This window comes from Lactobacillus amylolyticus (assembly GCF_003999355.1).
In the GTDB taxonomy this organism is placed as follows: Bacteria; Bacillota; Bacilli; order Lactobacillales; family Lactobacillaceae; genus Lactobacillus; species Lactobacillus amylolyticus.
On record NZ_CP031835.1, the window covers coordinates 22,498 to 37,301 of the forward strand.

Annotated in this window: 16 protein-coding genes and 1 pseudogene; 15 read left to right on the forward strand and 2 right to left on the reverse strand. The window is 31.7% G+C overall.

Annotated elements, in window-relative coordinates; all coding sequences use genetic code 11:
• Position 1 precedes the first annotated feature (1 nt).
• Positions 2 to 2,806: a DEAD/DEAH box helicase gene (locus tag D0Z64_RS00115; protein ID WP_080880968.1), complete on the forward strand. Its 2,805-nt coding sequence runs from the start codon at positions 2 to 4 to the stop codon at positions 2,804 to 2,806.
• A gap of 17 nt (positions 2,807 to 2,823) precedes the next feature.
• Here the strand turns inward: D0Z64_RS00115 and D0Z64_RS00120 are convergent, their stop codons facing one another.
• The gene (locus D0Z64_RS00120; protein ID WP_127345494.1) at positions 2,824 to 3,927 is read right to left on the reverse strand and encodes a hypothetical protein; all 1,104 of its coding nucleotides are present in this window, start codon (positions 3,925 to 3,927) and stop codon (positions 2,824 to 2,826) included.
• A gap of 164 nt (positions 3,928 to 4,091) precedes the next feature.
• Here D0Z64_RS00120 and D0Z64_RS00125 point away from each other — a divergent pair, with 164 nt between their 5' ends.
• From D0Z64_RS00125 to D0Z64_RS08430, 9 genes and pseudogenes are all read left to right on the forward strand, one after another.
• Entirely contained in the window at positions 4,092 to 4,409 is a 318-nt protein-coding gene (locus D0Z64_RS00125; RefSeq protein WP_080880970.1) for a hypothetical protein, read from the forward strand.
• Positions 4,396 to 4,716 carry a hypothetical protein gene (locus tag D0Z64_RS00130; RefSeq protein ID WP_080880971.1) on the forward strand — a complete coding sequence of 107 codons (321 nt, stop codon included), beginning with the start codon at positions 4,396 to 4,398 and terminating at the stop codon, positions 4,714 to 4,716. Before D0Z64_RS00125 ends, D0Z64_RS00130 begins: the two co-directional genes overlap by 14 nt.
• Positions 4,717 to 4,723: 7 nt before the next feature.
• A complete protein-coding gene (locus tag D0Z64_RS00135) occupies positions 4,724 to 5,806 on the forward strand; it encodes an ATP-binding protein (RefSeq protein ID WP_080880972.1) in 1,083 nt (360 codons plus the stop codon).
• Positions 5,807 to 5,818: 12 nt separating this feature from the next.
• Positions 5,819 to 6,343, forward strand: a complete 525-nt coding sequence (locus D0Z64_RS00140; protein ID WP_080880973.1) for a hypothetical protein — start codon at positions 5,819 to 5,821, stop codon at positions 6,341 to 6,343.
• Positions 6,344 to 6,534: 191 nt separating this feature from the next.
• A complete protein-coding gene (locus D0Z64_RS00145) occupies positions 6,535 to 7,629 on the forward strand; it encodes a Rep family protein (RefSeq protein ID WP_236943520.1) in 1,095 nt (364 codons plus the stop codon).
• Positions 7,630 to 7,681: 52 nt separating this feature from the next.
• Positions 7,682 to 7,876: a helix-turn-helix transcriptional regulator gene (locus D0Z64_RS00150; RefSeq protein WP_080880974.1), complete on the forward strand. Its 195-nt coding sequence runs from the start codon at positions 7,682 to 7,684 to the stop codon at positions 7,874 to 7,876.
• 83 nt (positions 7,877 to 7,959) lie between these two features.
• Positions 7,960 to 9,162, forward strand: a complete 1,203-nt coding sequence (locus D0Z64_RS00155) for a tyrosine-type recombinase/integrase (RefSeq protein WP_080880975.1) — start codon at positions 7,960 to 7,962, stop codon at positions 9,160 to 9,162.
• 421 nt (positions 9,163 to 9,583) lie between these two features.
• Positions 9,584 to 9,769: pseudogene (locus tag D0Z64_RS08425) on the forward strand (helix-turn-helix transcriptional regulator); the annotation flags it as partial.
• Positions 9,755 to 10,075, forward strand: coding sequence for a bacteriocin immunity protein (locus D0Z64_RS08430; RefSeq protein ID WP_406565684.1), 321 nt, complete (start codon positions 9,755 to 9,757; stop codon positions 10,073 to 10,075). The pseudogene D0Z64_RS08425 and the gene D0Z64_RS08430, both read left to right, overlap by 15 nt.
• Before the next feature lie 211 nt (positions 10,076 to 10,286).
• On the opposite strand, the gene D0Z64_RS00165 is transcribed toward D0Z64_RS08430, so the two are convergent.
• The gene (locus D0Z64_RS00165) at positions 10,287 to 11,141 is read right to left on the reverse strand and encodes a hypothetical protein (protein WP_080880976.1); all 855 of its coding nucleotides are present in this window, start codon (positions 11,139 to 11,141) and stop codon (positions 10,287 to 10,289) included.
• Positions 11,142 to 11,323: 182 nt separating this feature from the next.
• On the opposite strand from D0Z64_RS00165, the gene D0Z64_RS00170 reads away from it, so the two are divergent.
• The 5 genes from D0Z64_RS00170 to D0Z64_RS00190 all read left to right on the forward strand — a co-directional run bounded on the left by D0Z64_RS00170 (position 11,324) and on the right by D0Z64_RS00190 (position 14,766).
• Positions 11,324 to 11,629 (forward strand): hypothetical protein, encoded by a 306-nt coding sequence (locus D0Z64_RS00170; RefSeq protein ID WP_080880977.1) that lies wholly within the window; start codon positions 11,324 to 11,326, stop codon positions 11,627 to 11,629.
• A gap of 2 nt (positions 11,630 to 11,631) precedes the next feature.
• Positions 11,632 to 12,714: a type IV secretory system conjugative DNA transfer family protein gene (locus D0Z64_RS00175; protein WP_080880978.1), complete on the forward strand. Its 1,083-nt coding sequence runs from the start codon at positions 11,632 to 11,634 to the stop codon at positions 12,712 to 12,714.
• 5 nt (positions 12,715 to 12,719) lie between these two features.
• Entirely contained in the window at positions 12,720 to 13,226 is a 507-nt protein-coding gene (locus D0Z64_RS00180; protein WP_023061761.1) for a hypothetical protein, read from the forward strand.
• A 187-nt stretch (positions 13,227 to 13,413) separates the two neighbouring features.
• On the forward strand, positions 13,414 to 14,514 hold the full coding sequence (locus D0Z64_RS00185) for a Rep family protein (protein WP_080880979.1): 1,101 nt from the start codon (positions 13,414 to 13,416) through the stop codon (positions 14,512 to 14,514).
• Between the two features lie 60 nt (positions 14,515 to 14,574).
• On the forward strand, positions 14,575 to 14,766 hold the full coding sequence (locus D0Z64_RS00190) for a helix-turn-helix transcriptional regulator (protein WP_080880980.1): 192 nt from the start codon (positions 14,575 to 14,577) through the stop codon (positions 14,764 to 14,766).
• The last annotated feature ends 38 nt before the right edge of the window (positions 14,767 to 14,804 follow it).

The following is a 14,804-nucleotide window of genomic DNA, read 5'->3' on the forward strand; positions in this document are numbered from 1 at the left end:
AATGAAAGTTGAACTATTTCCCTTTCAAACTACTGCTGTAAAAGATTTGCGATATAGTATAGCAAATTCATTGGAAGCTTATCGACAAACTTTGGTGCCACAAGTTGTATCTTTTACTGCACCAACTGGTTCTGGCAAAACTATAATTATGGCATCGCTTATGGAAGAAATCTTTAATGGGGATGTAAGATATGACGATCAGCCAAATGCTATTTTTCTTTGGATTTCGGATTCTCCAGAATTGAATACACAATCAAAAGATAAAATAGATCGCAAGGCAGATCGAATTGCTTTATCTCAAACTATAGCAATTTCTGACGAAAGTTTTGATCAAGAAATGTTAGATGATGGGCATATTTATTTTCTAAATACACAAAAATTAGGAAAATCTAGCAATTTAACTAAACATTCAGATAATAGAGAATACACAATTTGGGAAACATTAAATAATACTATAAAAAATAAATCAGATAGATTATATTTAATAATTGATGAAGCACATAGAGGTATGGTAGGAAAAGATGCTTCTAAAGCTACATCTATCATGCAAAAATTTATTAAGGGTAGTAAAGATGAAATTGATCCTTTTCCTGTAATCATTGGTATGTCTGCGACAGTTAAAAGATTTAATGAATTAGTTGGAGAGACTAACGCTACTATAAGAAAAGTAATTGTGACAACGGAACAGGTCAGAGCGTCAGGTTTATTAAAGGATAGAATAATAGTTACTTATCCAGAAAAAAAGACTATTAATAGAGATATGGCAGTTTTACAGGCAGCTGCTGATGCTTGGAAGGATAAATGGGATCATTGGACGCAATATTGTAGAGAGCAGCATTATGCTTATGTAAATCCTATGCTTATAGTTCAGGTTCAAAATGGTAGTGGTGATAAAATTACTGATACTAATCTAGATGACTGTATCCAATTAATAGAAAATAGGACAGGATTTCAATTTAAAGAAGGTGAAGTAGTTCATACATTTGGTCAAACAACTGCTGATATAGAAGCAAATGGTTTAAAAATAAAATATGAAGAACCTTCTAGAATTAATGATGATAAGCAAATAAAAGTAGTTTTCTTTAAAGAAAATTTGTCTACTGGGTGGGATGCACCTAGAGCTGAAACAATGGTTTCATTTAGGAGAGCAGTAGATTCTACGTACATAGCTCAATTATTGGGTAGAATGATCAGAACGCCACTAAGGATGCATATTAATGTTGATGAAACTTTAAATGATGTTAAATTATTTTTGCCATATTTTGATCAAAGTACTGTACAAGAAGTACTAGATGCACTGCATAACTCAGAAGGTGGAAGCATACCTTCTAATGTTTATGGAGAAGCGATAGGGAAGAGTAATTTTACTACTTTGTCAATACATCCTTCTTCGGTACACAGAAGTTACAGCAGATCTAAAGTAAAAGAAGCAGAAAATCAACTTTCATTTTTTGATGATCCTGATGATGAGGTAAGTCCCAAGTCTGAAGATAAAAAAATAAAGTCTGTGTATGCAAATTCGACCGCACAGAATAATAATCATGTAACTAGTACAATTAATGAATCAAGTGTCACACCTTCAAGAAATAAAGAAAAGACTGAGACGATCAATAACGTTACACATGATGTTGATAAAGATATTCCTGATATTAATAGAGAAGCAGTTATAAAAGCAATAAATAGTATGGGGTTATTAACCTATAATGTAAGGACAGCTAAAATTACCAATTACCTATCTTCTTTATTTAAATTAGCACATTTACTTACTCAATCTGGATTATACGCAGGGGCAGTGGATGAAGTTTTAGGAGAGATAGTAGGTAAAATCCGTGAATATATTAAATCAATAAAAGATGATGGCACCTATGATGTTTTAGAAGATAAAGCTAGAAATTTTGAATTAACTACTCAATCATTTGATGTTTTTGGCGAAAAGATTCAAGGTAGTCAAAATATTGGTTTGTATTCCACTACTCAGGCAGATATTGATAGACAATTTAGATTGGCAGAAATAAAATTAGGAAATGAAGGTGTAGGTGTAGCTTACGGAAATAAGTATTACGATGATGATGATCCAGATGCATTTAAAATACACGTTATTTTATATGCTACTGATAACGAATGTCGTAAAGAATTATTTACTTATGCTGAAAATAAATTTCATGAGTTAGATGATGCTTACAGAAAATATACCATTAATGAAAGTGAACAATTTAGGAAGCAATATGATAGGGTTGTTTCAGATGGTGACTTTGTAAGTAAGCATAATTTTAGGTTGCCTGAAACTATTAGTGTGTCTTCAGAAAGCAAGGGTAAAAAATATTATGATCATTTATTTGTAAATGATTTAGGATATGCTCAACTTGACTTGAATAGTTGGGAACAAGGTGTTATTGCAGAAGAAGAAAAGAAGCCAGATTTTGTTTGTTGGCTAAGAAATCCACCAAGAAAACCATGGTCATTGACTATACCTTATAAATTACATGGTGATGAAAAACCAGCTTATCCGGATTTTATAATCGTTAGAAGAGATAATAAAAGTAAATTAGGCTATATTGTTGATATTTTAGAGCCACATAATCCTGCATTAGAAGATAATTTGGGTAAAGCTCAAGGTTTTGCAAGATATGCTCAAGATAATATTCAACTTGGAAAAATTGAAATAATTAGACAAGTACAAGATAAAATAAAAAATAAGAGATTTAAGAGATTAGATATGACGCAAAGTGTTGTAAGAGATAAGGTCTTACATGCAGTTACTTTGGAAGAGTTAAATCATATTTTTGATGAATATGGTACTTTTTAAGATTGACAAAGAAAATACTAATAAATATTTAGTGTATTTTCTATAATATGCTTATAGGTACTAAGGGTATCAATAAGTAATTGGTTTTTAGGAGATTTTTTAAGACTGGCTTCGTAATAATTATTAATCAACTTTATTACTTTTTGCCGTGCTTCAAACTCTTTATTATTATCATTTAATACATGCAGGTAAGCTGCTTCTTTTTTATCAAGTTTAAAATTAAAAAGACTAATCATTCTATTTTTGAAATTACGATAATTTTTATCTATAGTTTCTAAAACAAAAATTGGTATACTAATCTCTTGTGAAGGATTAAGCTGTTTTTGAGCAACTTCTAATTTCTGTTTTTCTGCTTCTTTTACATTAGGTGAATTTTTTAAGTAACAAGATATTGAATGCCAATTCTTATTCAAAATATCTATATCGTTATATTTTAAATTGATTTGGTCAGCATTAATTGTTTTACTTACATAGTAGTCAATTAATTCGTCATGAAGCTCTAAATTTATATAATTTTCTTTTTTATTAGGATGAATTTTTAAATTTTCAAAATCAATTTGGTTTGAATTTACTGTAATTTTTTTATATATCTTGGGCTTGTCTTTTACAAGCTTATTAGCACGTTTAATTAAAGTATCTTTTGATAGGCCGATGTAGTAAGAATTAGTTGTTAATCCATGTATGAAATTAAGTGTATTTGTCAAATTCCAATACAGTCTAGGTTCTCTATTGTTGACCGGTAAAGTTTCAATAATTCCTGGACTAACTTCTTTGTATTTAATAGTTTTAATAGTCCCATTTTTTGTAGGAGCAACTTTTTTTATATATTTTAATAATCGAGGTAATTCTTTAGATGAAATTACCTCGATGTTTTTTTGTGTATAAGAATTTATATCCTTTGGAGTTACATGATCTTTGTAAGCAAACTCAATATATTGAGTAGGAATTTTCAAAATATTTATATTTAATTTCGTTAATATAGAAGAATTTACATTATTCTTTGAATCCTTAGCTGAATAAGGAAAATTAATCATAGTTATTACTTTTTGAATATTAAAGAAGGTAGTGCCATCTTTTAAATTAAGATAAGTTTGACCTGCGATTTCTTTATAACTATACATCTTTTGTCCTTTCTTAATTCTAACTGGAATTTTATTTTCCACGTTATCAAGATGAAATTTTTATAGAATTAAAAATGAAAGTTGAACAGAGAAGTACTTCACAAGAAATTCACTTTCATTTGTTAATTAAATCCTACTACCTTCTTGATAAAAGGAGTGTCGAAATGCAACTTTTATATTATACAGCTACAAAAATTCTATTACCTAATGATGGGGAAAACCTGATCACAGGTATTGTAGCTAGAAATTTAGAGAATGATTCAGTAATGGCATATAGTTCCGAAAACATTATTTCTTTGGATGCTGAAGAACTAGATGCTAGTTGGTATGAATGTTACCTGCCTACTATTGTTGAAGGCGCTGATGAAGTTAAAAATTATCAGTTTGTTAGAGTGATTACTGTTCAAAGAAAACAGTATATTTTACCTCTGACGATTTTGAGAACTTTAGAAAAAGGGGATCTTAAAGATGAAATACTTTAATAGAAATGGATATTCGGAAGAAACTAGAAAGTTGGTTGTACCAAATGATACACCAATTTACATTATCAGTACTGAACTTATTCCAGTAATGAAGTGGGTTAATAACAAACCATCAAATGAAATAACAGGGTATAAAATCTACGTTACTTCTCCTAGTGTACAAAATGGTGAATCATTTGCAATCAAGTTTGATAAAGAAGTAAATCTACCTCCTTATTTAAGCGAAGTTGCATTAACTAACTTTGAAGCTTGTATGATTGGCAATAATGTTTACTTCAAAGCAAGTGATATTAAAGAAAAGAAGTAATTTTATTATGTCGTATCAACCTGATTTAAATGAAATTAGTAATTTATGTAGACAAGCTATTAACATGGCAATTCCACAAACAGGAGAAAATTCATATAACTTATCTTTTACTGTTGAAGCAAAAAAAGATGGTTTGTATATGGTTTATTATTCACCATCGGGTATAGATTTAACGCAGCAGCTATACAACAAGCTGACTTCTGTTATTTCTAATACTGTATATCCTTATTTTACAGTATATCCACAGCCAGCTCCTTTAGTAGTGCCAATGGCTACCGATGATATTCATCAAGCCCGAGCGTGGCTTTTTCCGTGGAGTGTAGGTGTTCCAAAGAGATTACAAATCAAGGATCTTAATGAATTTATTAAGAATAATTCAGTTGGCGAAGATATTTGGTTAATGAATCGTTATAAGATTAATGTGAATAAAATCACAAGTATTGCGCTAATGGGCTTAAGTGGTAGTGGAAAAACAATGCTGGCAAAATATTTAAATAATTATTTTGCTTATTATGGTACTGTCATTACTATCGATCCTAAGGGATCAAGGGATCTAGTGTGGTGGGGTAGGCATCATAAACAAGAAGTAATCTATCCTGCTGGTAATGTATCTAAATCGGAATTTTTGACTAAGGTTAATGATCGACTTAGTGACGTTTTGCACATCGTATATCGGCGACAAAATACTTATTTGGAATCTGAAGATATGGCTAAAAAACAATTTAAGCCGATTTTTGTGACAATCGATGAACTTGGAGCATTGACTTCTGGAGTAAACAAGCAGATTAAAGATGCATTTTTTAGCTTGCTTACTTCACTTACACTTCTGGGACGTGAAACGAATGTACACTCTATGCTTATCTCACAAGTTTTAAGCAATCTTGTCATTCCAACTCAAGTACGAGATCAAACGTCAGTTCGTATTTTGCTAGGCCAGGTAAACAGCAAATCAGCACAGTATCTTTTTCCTGATTTTGATGTTTCTTCTATCGTGGTACCAAGGGGGATCGCGACAGGAATTATTCAAACAATTAATAATGAAGAGGTGCCTGCTGTAACGCCGTTCTTAGCGCCCACTATTTTGAATTAAGGAGTCATTATAATGACAATTTTTATTCCAGTTTATTCTTTATTAATTAGTTTAGCTTCTTTTGCTTTGAGCTATCTAACAAAATATGTTTTCTTTTTGACACAATACAAAAATTGGCTAATCTGTTTAGGATTTATTTCACTTGCTGTAAGTATTATTAGTCTGATTTTCTTTGCTAAGAATAGAGGATTAACTGAATATTTTCATTCAGTTGATGACAGCAATGATCTTCGTAAGTTCTTATATATTCCAAAAAGAATCAATGATTACACCGACAAAACAAAAGTTGATCTAGTTCAGCAAATGTACAATTCTTGCTTACATTACACTACCATCAATTATTTTCGAGATCATGTCGAAGTAAGAATTTGCGTACCACAAAATGATGAAGCAGTCAAAATTCTGCGAGAAAAAGAAGAACATTTGCTTGATCATTTGGAGCGTTATTCTTATATGAAAAAATACATGTTAAACAACAAGCCTGAAAAAGATGGCCAATTTAACGTGTACTATGGTTCAAGAAAAAAGAATAACTAATAGCCTTTAGGCCAAGCTCTGTGCTTGCCGTAAGGCAAGAGCACATAAGAGCTTGGCCGTTTAACACTTATATAAAGTTTTCGTGAAATGATTACATAAAACTCACAGTATCAAGGCTGTAGAGCTTGTTATTACAGCCTTGAGTAATTGTGTAAATTGTGTAACTGATAAGTAAAAAGGAGTGATAAAACTTGAAAGTTATCAGAAGTCGCAACTGGATGTATACACAAGATTTAGATCATCTGCCTTTTCCAAAAGAAAATCTAGAAGGAAAAATCTTGAAGTCTGGTGCAATCGAATGGGCATACATCTTACACGACAAAGACTTAGATGACAAAGGCAATAAGATTCGTGCTCATTATCATGTAGCAATTCGATACAAGGATGCAAAAACTACAAGCAGTGTAGCAAAAACATTTGATGATAAACAGCAGTATTTTGAAGCGTGGCGCGGAAGTATCAATAATGCATACAGCTACTTGATTCATGAAACAAGCGATGCAAAAGACAACGAAAAACATCATTATGATCCATCTGAAGTTAAAGCTTCATTTGATTTTAAAGCACGAATTGAAACAATTAGAAAGAAAGTGAATAAGCTTTCTGATAACGCTATTAATAACTTGATTGATGATTATTCAAATAGCTTGATTTCAAAAGAAGAATTGCAAGAAAAAATTGGAGTTCTCGAGATGGCAAAACACAAATACTTGTTAGATCATGTTGATGAAATTCTTGATTATAAAAAACATCAAGAATTTTTAAAAGAATTTACCGGTCAAAAGTGTGTCACATACTGGCTGTATGGGTCTTCAGGAGTAGGTAAAACAAGGCTATGCAGGTCTGTAATGGAAGAGCTTAAAAAGGATTTTTGTATTTTGGGTTCTCAACGTGATCACTTTCAAACTTATAAAGGTGAAAGTTATATTATTCTTAATGATTTGCGACCAGCAGACTACGATTATGGTCAACTTCTAACGCTCCTAGATATTTATGAACACGACAAAATGGCACCTAGCAGATATCATGATAAGTTTCTTAACGCACGTGCAATTTTTATTACTACTCCTTACTCTCCCGAAAACTTTTACAAGAGTTGCAATATCGATAATCGACTTGTTGATACTGCTGAACAACTTAAAAGGCGAGTAGTCGCAATGCATGTGACAAAAGACAACGTAGAAGACGTTAAGAAAGAAGTTATTAAAGATATTGAACTAGCAGACAAAATTTCAGAGCTTAGAAAGCAAAAAAATACTAGTCAAACCGATCAAAGTAATGACTAGCATTCATAAACTATAACTACACTTAGTTTACTCACAAAAAGAGGTAAACACAATGAAAAAGATTTTAAACGTTAAAGAACTTTGTAACGAATTAAATATTAGCACTACTTTCTTTTATAAAATGAAGAAAGCTGGAATGCCATATCATCAACTGTGTGATAACAGCAGAGCATATTATATTCTAGATGAAGTAGAAGAATGGCTTTATAAAGCCGGTTTTCATCAAGAGAGTAAATGGATGAAATAGCTGCAAAATTAAGCTTTTGAAGGTAGAATAAGAGTTGTAACCTCTGTTCTACCTTTTTTATTAAAGAAGAAGGTAAAATAAAGATGATTAAAAAAGTTGTTACTGGGAAAAATAAAGGAAAGTGGTCGGTAAGAATTCAACCAGTTGATCAAATTACTGGTAAGAGAATTTCAATTCCAATCAAGTATGCAAAAACTAAAACAGAAGCTTCTAAATTAGAAAAGCAAATGTGGACAGAGTATAAATCTGGCTTAAATTTAGGTGATGGTAGGGCGGTATTTGCTGAAAGCTTTCAAAAATATGTAGATCAAAGAGCTAACTCAATTAGCCCTGTAACTTTAAAATCTTGGCAAGATTCTGCTAACTCGTTTAAAAGTTATTTTGCTAAAACTAAGATTAACCAAGTTACAACGGTTCTTGTTTCAAAATACGCTCATGATTACGTAGACAAGCACAATACTACTGTTAGCAAGTCATCAACTATTGCTAAAAGACTTGTTCATATGCGAAATTTCTTTAAGTCAATTCAAGGAACAGTAGTTAAAGAAAATCCTGTTCCGGAAGGAGCGTTAAAACTCTTTTTTAGACAAAGCGATTTTACTGTTCCTCAAGAATGGTATATTTTATCAGATCAAGAATTAGATAAAATTAGACAACTAATTGTTGAAGACTTAAAGCATTCTTCGGTTATGAACTGGGTTAGCAAATTAGCAATATTAATTGAAAGCTACACTGGTATGAGAGTTGGAGAACTTCAAGCTATGAAGTTTGCTAATGTTGTTAATGAAAATGAAAAATGGTCTTTTAGAATTAATAATAGCTGGTCTGATTACACAAATGATTTTACAGGAGCTTTAAAAGCACGTCCTAAAGGTTACTCAAGAGTATTATTGCCAGTACCAGAAAGTTTAATTATTTTGCTTAAGCAGTTTCAGATTAAACAAGAAAGCTTTTTGGATGATAACGGTATTACTAATGAAAATGATTTAGTATTTATTAATTTGCATGATTATAAAACTGCATGCTTTGGTAAACCGATTAAACAGCGCAGTATTAACGATATGTTTAAATCAATTTGTGAAAGAGCAGATATTCATGCAGATGATAAAAAGCTAAGTATTTATTCATTTAGACATACTATTTGTACTAAATTAGCTAATACTCCGGGTATGTCATATCCGTGGGCAGCTGAAAAGATGGGGCATTCACTGCAAATGTTCATGAATACGTATGTTGGAGTTGATCCAAGTATTGAAGATAAAATGACGCAACTTTGGGCAGGATAAAAAGTTGTGTGCATGAGAATTGCACACAGTTTAAGTCTAAAGCGTCTGAAAACATTGATAATAAAGGAAAAAAGACTAGAAACCTATGGGCTTCTAGTCAGCATTAAAAATAATCATTTAGATTTATCAACGTTTTACGAAGGTAAGTTAAGGTTAATTTTTTTGCGTAAAGGTAAATGATGCACAATAAGTGCACTCTGTTAATTTGTTAAAGTGCAATTTTTGCACGCGGTTTTTTGAGAGTGGAATAATGATCAAAAATAAGAAAAGACTCTTATCTATGAGAAAAGTAGGTAAGGGTCTTTGTATTTACTAAAAAAATAAATATGTGTCTAATATAGTTGACATATTTGAAAAATAGTCTAATATATGAGACATAAAGATGTTAAATATATATGACATCTTAGAAAAGGATCGATCCATGAATCAAGTGAAATATTATCGTAAACAAAAAGGTCTATCACAAAAGGCATTAGCTAATGAAATTGGCGTTGCTAGACAGACAATAAACCTAATTGAAAAGAATAAGTATAATCCATCATTAGATTTATGTATGAAGTTAGCCAATGCTTTAGGGACAGACCTCAATTCATTGTTTTGGTCTGGAGGCAAAATTATGTCTGAAAAGAAATTGAGTAATGATAGTTTAGCTTTTAAAAATGAATTGGAAGAGTTGGCTTCTAAACAAGAGGTACTGGATAATAAAAAATTAACTGAGCTGTTTGATCAAGCGATTGATCGGATTACTAATAATGAATCAATTCAATCAGTTGCCTCAAATCTGTATCATCAATTGCAAGCCAATTTTTCAGAAAATGACTTACCAAGTTATCTTGTCAGTTTCCAGTTAGAAATTGCTAAGTATGCTCAAGTCGCAAGTTCTGGTATTACGATGGGAATTTTTAAGAAATAGTCTGATCTAGGACTGAGTAATTATGGAAAACAAAAATAGGCTCTTATCTATGAGAATGTAGATAAGAGCATTTTTATTTATTTTCGCAAAAGTACTTAGAATTTTGGCCATATATAGGAAAATTTATCCAGGATATAGAATTTTTATCCTTAATAATCCGTACGATTTAATTAACATCGATAAAATTTTTTCTTACATGTTGATTAAATACCTACAAATAAAACGGATTGTCCAAATAAAAGGGATCAAGTTCTTTTTGTTCATTAACTATTGTATCAATATATTTGTTGCCAGCTTCTATAACCTCTTCACGAACTTCCGTAAGTGGACGTTCAGAAATGGTCAGAGGTTGGTGCATTTCCCACTCCGGGCCATGGGAAATGCTATCGAATTCATCTTCACTTTCATAGCTCATGATTTCAGACATAATTTTATAAGCCCTTTTACCTTGATTATCAGTGTCATCTAAATATTTTTGTAATAGGTTGGGGAGATTAGTTTCTACAAATTTATTTATATTTTGTGGAAGCTTTTTTGTTTCTTTATTTTCGAAAAAGCTTTTATGCGCCTTTTTAAAGGATTCTGAAATACCATAGTACAAATGTTTAATTGCAATATTATGATTAAGGAATACGTCTTCTATATCTGGTTTTAAAGGTTCCAAAGCATATTCAAATTCAGCAGATATCTTGGCATAAGGCAAATAATCTAAAAGACAATTTTCAATCAACTCATTTTTTGTTTTATCGATTGTTTGTAAGTATTTTAAGCCATATTTAAATAGATCTTCTAGTATTGAATTTAAATCTTCATTTTCACCCCAAATCAAATCGTATGAAGACTTGAAATCTAATTTTGAAACAATATCATAAGTAGTTTTTGAATTTAATAAATAGGGATTTCGCTTTTTATTTCTTTTATTGTGCATGATATTCGAAAGCATTTGAACATTATTGGCATCGGTAATTTGAAATCTCTTCTTTTTTAATTCTTTTTTCCTATTCAAAATACGCAAAGAAATTTTTTTATATATTTTATTGGTTAATTTATCAATCGAATTATGCATGTAAATTATTCTTTCTAAAAATAGTAGTAGAAAATTAGCAAAAAATAATATAAATTGCCTTACTTCCTACCACTTATTTTATCAGATAATATTAGTAAATCAAATGAAAGAGTGATTCCAATGTATTAATAAACGCATTCTAGAAATTAATTAATCATATTTAAGAGAAAGGACTTTCCATTATGAAAGCAAAAAGAACTAGCGGTTACTCAGAAGAAGTAGCAAGCATTTATGTACCAGAAGATACAGATGTTGTGTTGTTAAGTACTAAGCTTGAACCACGAGTAAAGTGGGAAAATCGCAAGCCAACGGATGAAATTACGGGCTATCGCATCTTATGTGGTATGCCAGATAATTATTTTTACGTTAAGTTTGATAAAAAGGTTAAGTTGCCACCTTATAAATCAACCGTTATGTTTAAGCATTTACAAGCTTGTGAAGTAGATAATAGTGTCTGGTTTAAGGCTGAAGACATTGAGGAGGCTTAAAAATGATAAAGCCGACCCTCGATGAAATTGCCTCTCATTGCAAACAGGCCATTAATATGGCTTTGAATAAAGATGGTGAAACTTCCTATACTTTATCATTTGATGTTGTTGCCACAGAGCAAGAACTGGATTTCATCTTTTACAGTCCATCAGCTTTGTTACTCAACCAAGAATTGTATAATCGATTAACTTCGATTATCAGCACCAATGCTTATCCATACTTTACTGTCTTTCCACAGCCCTCACCATTATTAGTACCGTGGGAAACGGATAACATACATAAAGCCCGAGCGTGGGCTTTTCCGTGGAAAAGAGGTATCTCAAAAAGACTTGTTATAAATGATGTTGATTCATTTTTAGATTTAAATGCTAAAGATGGAAATATCTGGCTAATGAAGAATTACTGTGTGAACATTAATTCACTAACTTCTGTAGCCATCATGGGATTATCAGGTTCAGGTAAGACAATTCTTACCAAATGGCTCAATAGTAATGCAGCAAGGATGGGAAAAATAATCACAATTGATCCCAAGGGTTCGAAAGATTTAGTTTGGTGGGCACGTGATAATAATCAAAAAATTATCTACCCATCACAAGACGTATCTAAATCAGACTTCTTATCAAAAGTAAATGATAAGCTAAGTCAAGTTCTGCAGTTAGTATATCAAAGGCAGAGTGAGTATCTTCAATCTCATGCTAATGTCAACAAGAAATTTCTACCTGTTGTTGTCACTATTGATGAACTTAGCGCTCTTACAACTGGTGCAAATAAACGAATTGTTGATTCATTTTTTAGCTTGTTGCAAACAATTACTTTGTTAGCAAGAGAAAGTAATGTTCACTTAGTACTAATCTCACAAGAATTAGATGCAAAAACGATACCTACATCTGTAAGATCTCAATGTAACTTACGTATTTTAATGGGTCTTGTAAATTCCAAGAGCTGTCAATATTTGTTTCCAGATTATGATGTTTCAAGCATCGTAGTACCTTCTGGTGTAGCAACTGGAATTATTCAAAAAATTAATAGTAATGATGTGCCGGCAATTACCCCGTTTCTGGCACCTACAGTAAAAGGCTGGTAAATAATATGAAATTATTTTTTCCAATTTATGAATCATTAGCAAGCGTAATCATTATTTGTTTAGACTGGTTAATTCATCGATTCAACCTGTTCATACAGTATCAAACTATAGTTTTAATAATAGGTGTTGGTCTACTAATTCTGGCAGCTATTTCAGTTTATCTATTGTCTAGAAAACGTGGCTTTGGTAACTACTGCAAGTCATTAAATGATAGTTGCAGATTAAGAAGTTTTCTACGTCAGCAAAATACAATCAATGATTTTACGTCAAAAGCAAAGGTTAATCTTGATCAGAGAATATATAATTCTGCTCTTTGGTACACATACATTGATTATGCGGAAGACTCAATGGAAGTACGAGTATGTATTCCTAACAACTTTAAAGCAAAGAAAGTATTAGATAGCAATCTAGATAATATTGCTCAAGAAGTAAGCAGTTATACCGATAAATATATTTGCTCAGGTCATACTCGTAAGGGTAGCTTTTACATCTATAAAGGAGAAAAGAAATAATGCGCGGTTTGGAGCTAGCGCTTGTCGCAGACAAAAGCGCTAAAGCGGAAAACCGCGCGTATAAAATATATCCTCCATAGCTGTGTAAATAATCCTTAAAATGCGATTATATCGGGGCTGAGAGCTTGTTATTCAGCCCCGAAAGTTAATATGCTATTCGTGTAATTAAGAAAGGAAATCCTTAAATGTGAAAAAGAAAATACGTTCTCACAATTTCATGTATACACAAGATTTAGATCATTTACCGTTTAACAAAGATGAGCTAAAAGATCGACTTGAAAAGTCTGGTGCAGAAGAGTGGGCTTATATCTTGCATGATAAGGATATTGATGAAAATAACAAAAAGGTTCGACCTCATTTTCATGTAATGATTCATTTCAAAGATGCTAAAACAATCTCGAGAATATCTAAGATTTTCAATGATCATGAACAATACATCGAAGCTTGGCACAGTACTATTAATAATGGTTACAGTTACCTAATTCATGAAACTAATAATGCTAAGAGCAAATACCATTATGATCCTAAAGAGGTAGTAGCTTCATTTGATTTTAAAGATAGAATCAATGAGATTAGACAAAAAGTCAAAAAGCCATCACGTCAAGCAATTGAAAACTTTATTGATGACTATTCAAATGAAAAGCTTTCAAAAGAAGAACTTCAAGAAAAAATTGGTGTTCTTGAGATGGCTAAGCATAAAACTTTGTTAGATCACATTGAGGATATTCTAGCATACAAGAAACATCAGCAATTTCTCAGAGACTTTGAAGGGCAAAAATGTACTACTTATTGGATTTGGGGAACTTCAGGAATTGGCAAAACCAAGCTCGTTCGTGAAGTTTTAGAAGAATTACATCCCGATAACTTTATTATCCTTGGGTCACAACGTGATCACTTTCAAGAGTACAAAGGTCAAGAGTTTATAGTAATTAATGACCTTAGACCTAATGATTATGACTATGGTCAATTACTTACTCTTTTAGACCCTTGGGAAATTGATAAAATGGCTCCTGCGAGATATCACGATCGCTATTTGAATGCTCGTTCCATTTACATCACTACACCATACGATCCCCTAAGCTTTTATCTGGAATGCAATATTGCTAACCAAGTAGTAGATTCATTTGAGCAATTGAAAAGAAGAATTGTCTCTTTGAAATTAACTCAGGATACATATAGTGATCTAAAAAATGAACTAATTAAAGACAAAGAGATAGCAGAAGCAATTTGGAAAATAAAATCACAAAAAAATACTAGTCATGCTAATAGCGACAAAAGCAATGACTAGAATCCTACTACTTTGATTCTATTCCAAAATTGCCTATAAAACAATTTAAGGAGAACAATAATGACCAAATATCTAACTGGTAAAGAATTATGTGAAGCTTTAGGAATTAGTACAACGCTATTGTATAAGTTTCGAAAAGCGGGAATGCCCTATCATCAACTACCAGGCGGTAGACCTTTTTACTTGATTGATCAAGTGCTTATCTGGCTAAGGAAAGTAGGCTATCACCAAGAAAAAGTTTGGACAAAATAATTAAGAGGGCGGATAATGTAAGGGATCATTATTCCGCT

Excerpts from the sequence above, each read along its gene's own strand:
- D0Z64_RS00125 (WP_080880970.1), top strand. The coding sequence starts at position 4,092 with ATGCAACTTTTATATTATACAGCTACAAAAATTCTATTACCTAATGAT.
- D0Z64_RS00120 (WP_127345494.1), bottom strand. The coding sequence starts at position 3,927 with ATGTATAGTTATAAAGAAATCGCAGGTCAAACTTATCTTAATTTAAAA.
- D0Z64_RS00115 (WP_080880968.1), top strand. The coding sequence starts at position 2 with ATGAAAGTTGAACTATTTCCCTTTCAAACTACTGCTGTAAAAGATTTG.
- D0Z64_RS00135 (WP_080880972.1), top strand. The coding sequence starts at position 4,724 with ATGTCGTATCAACCTGATTTAAATGAAATTAGTAATTTATGTAGACAA.
- D0Z64_RS00190 (WP_080880980.1), top strand. The coding sequence starts at position 14,575 with ATGACCAAATATCTAACTGGTAAAGAATTATGTGAAGCTTTAGGAATT.
- D0Z64_RS00175 (WP_080880978.1), top strand. The coding sequence starts at position 11,632 with ATGATAAAGCCGACCCTCGATGAAATTGCCTCTCATTGCAAACAGGCC.
- D0Z64_RS00150 (WP_080880974.1), top strand. The coding sequence starts at position 7,682 with ATGAAAAAGATTTTAAACGTTAAAGAACTTTGTAACGAATTAAATATT.
- D0Z64_RS00180 (WP_023061761.1), top strand. The coding sequence starts at position 12,720 with ATGAAATTATTTTTTCCAATTTATGAATCATTAGCAAGCGTAATCATT.
- D0Z64_RS00140 (WP_080880973.1), top strand. The coding sequence starts at position 5,819 with ATGACAATTTTTATTCCAGTTTATTCTTTATTAATTAGTTTAGCTTCT.
- D0Z64_RS00155 (WP_080880975.1), top strand. The coding sequence starts at position 7,960 with ATGATTAAAAAAGTTGTTACTGGGAAAAATAAAGGAAAGTGGTCGGTA.
- D0Z64_RS00130 (WP_080880971.1), top strand. The coding sequence starts at position 4,396 with ATGAAATACTTTAATAGAAATGGATATTCGGAAGAAACTAGAAAGTTG.
- D0Z64_RS00165 (WP_080880976.1), bottom strand. The coding sequence starts at position 11,141 with ATGCATAATTCGATTGATAAATTAACCAATAAAATATATAAAAAAATT.
- D0Z64_RS00170 (WP_080880977.1), top strand. The coding sequence starts at position 11,324 with ATGAAAGCAAAAAGAACTAGCGGTTACTCAGAAGAAGTAGCAAGCATT.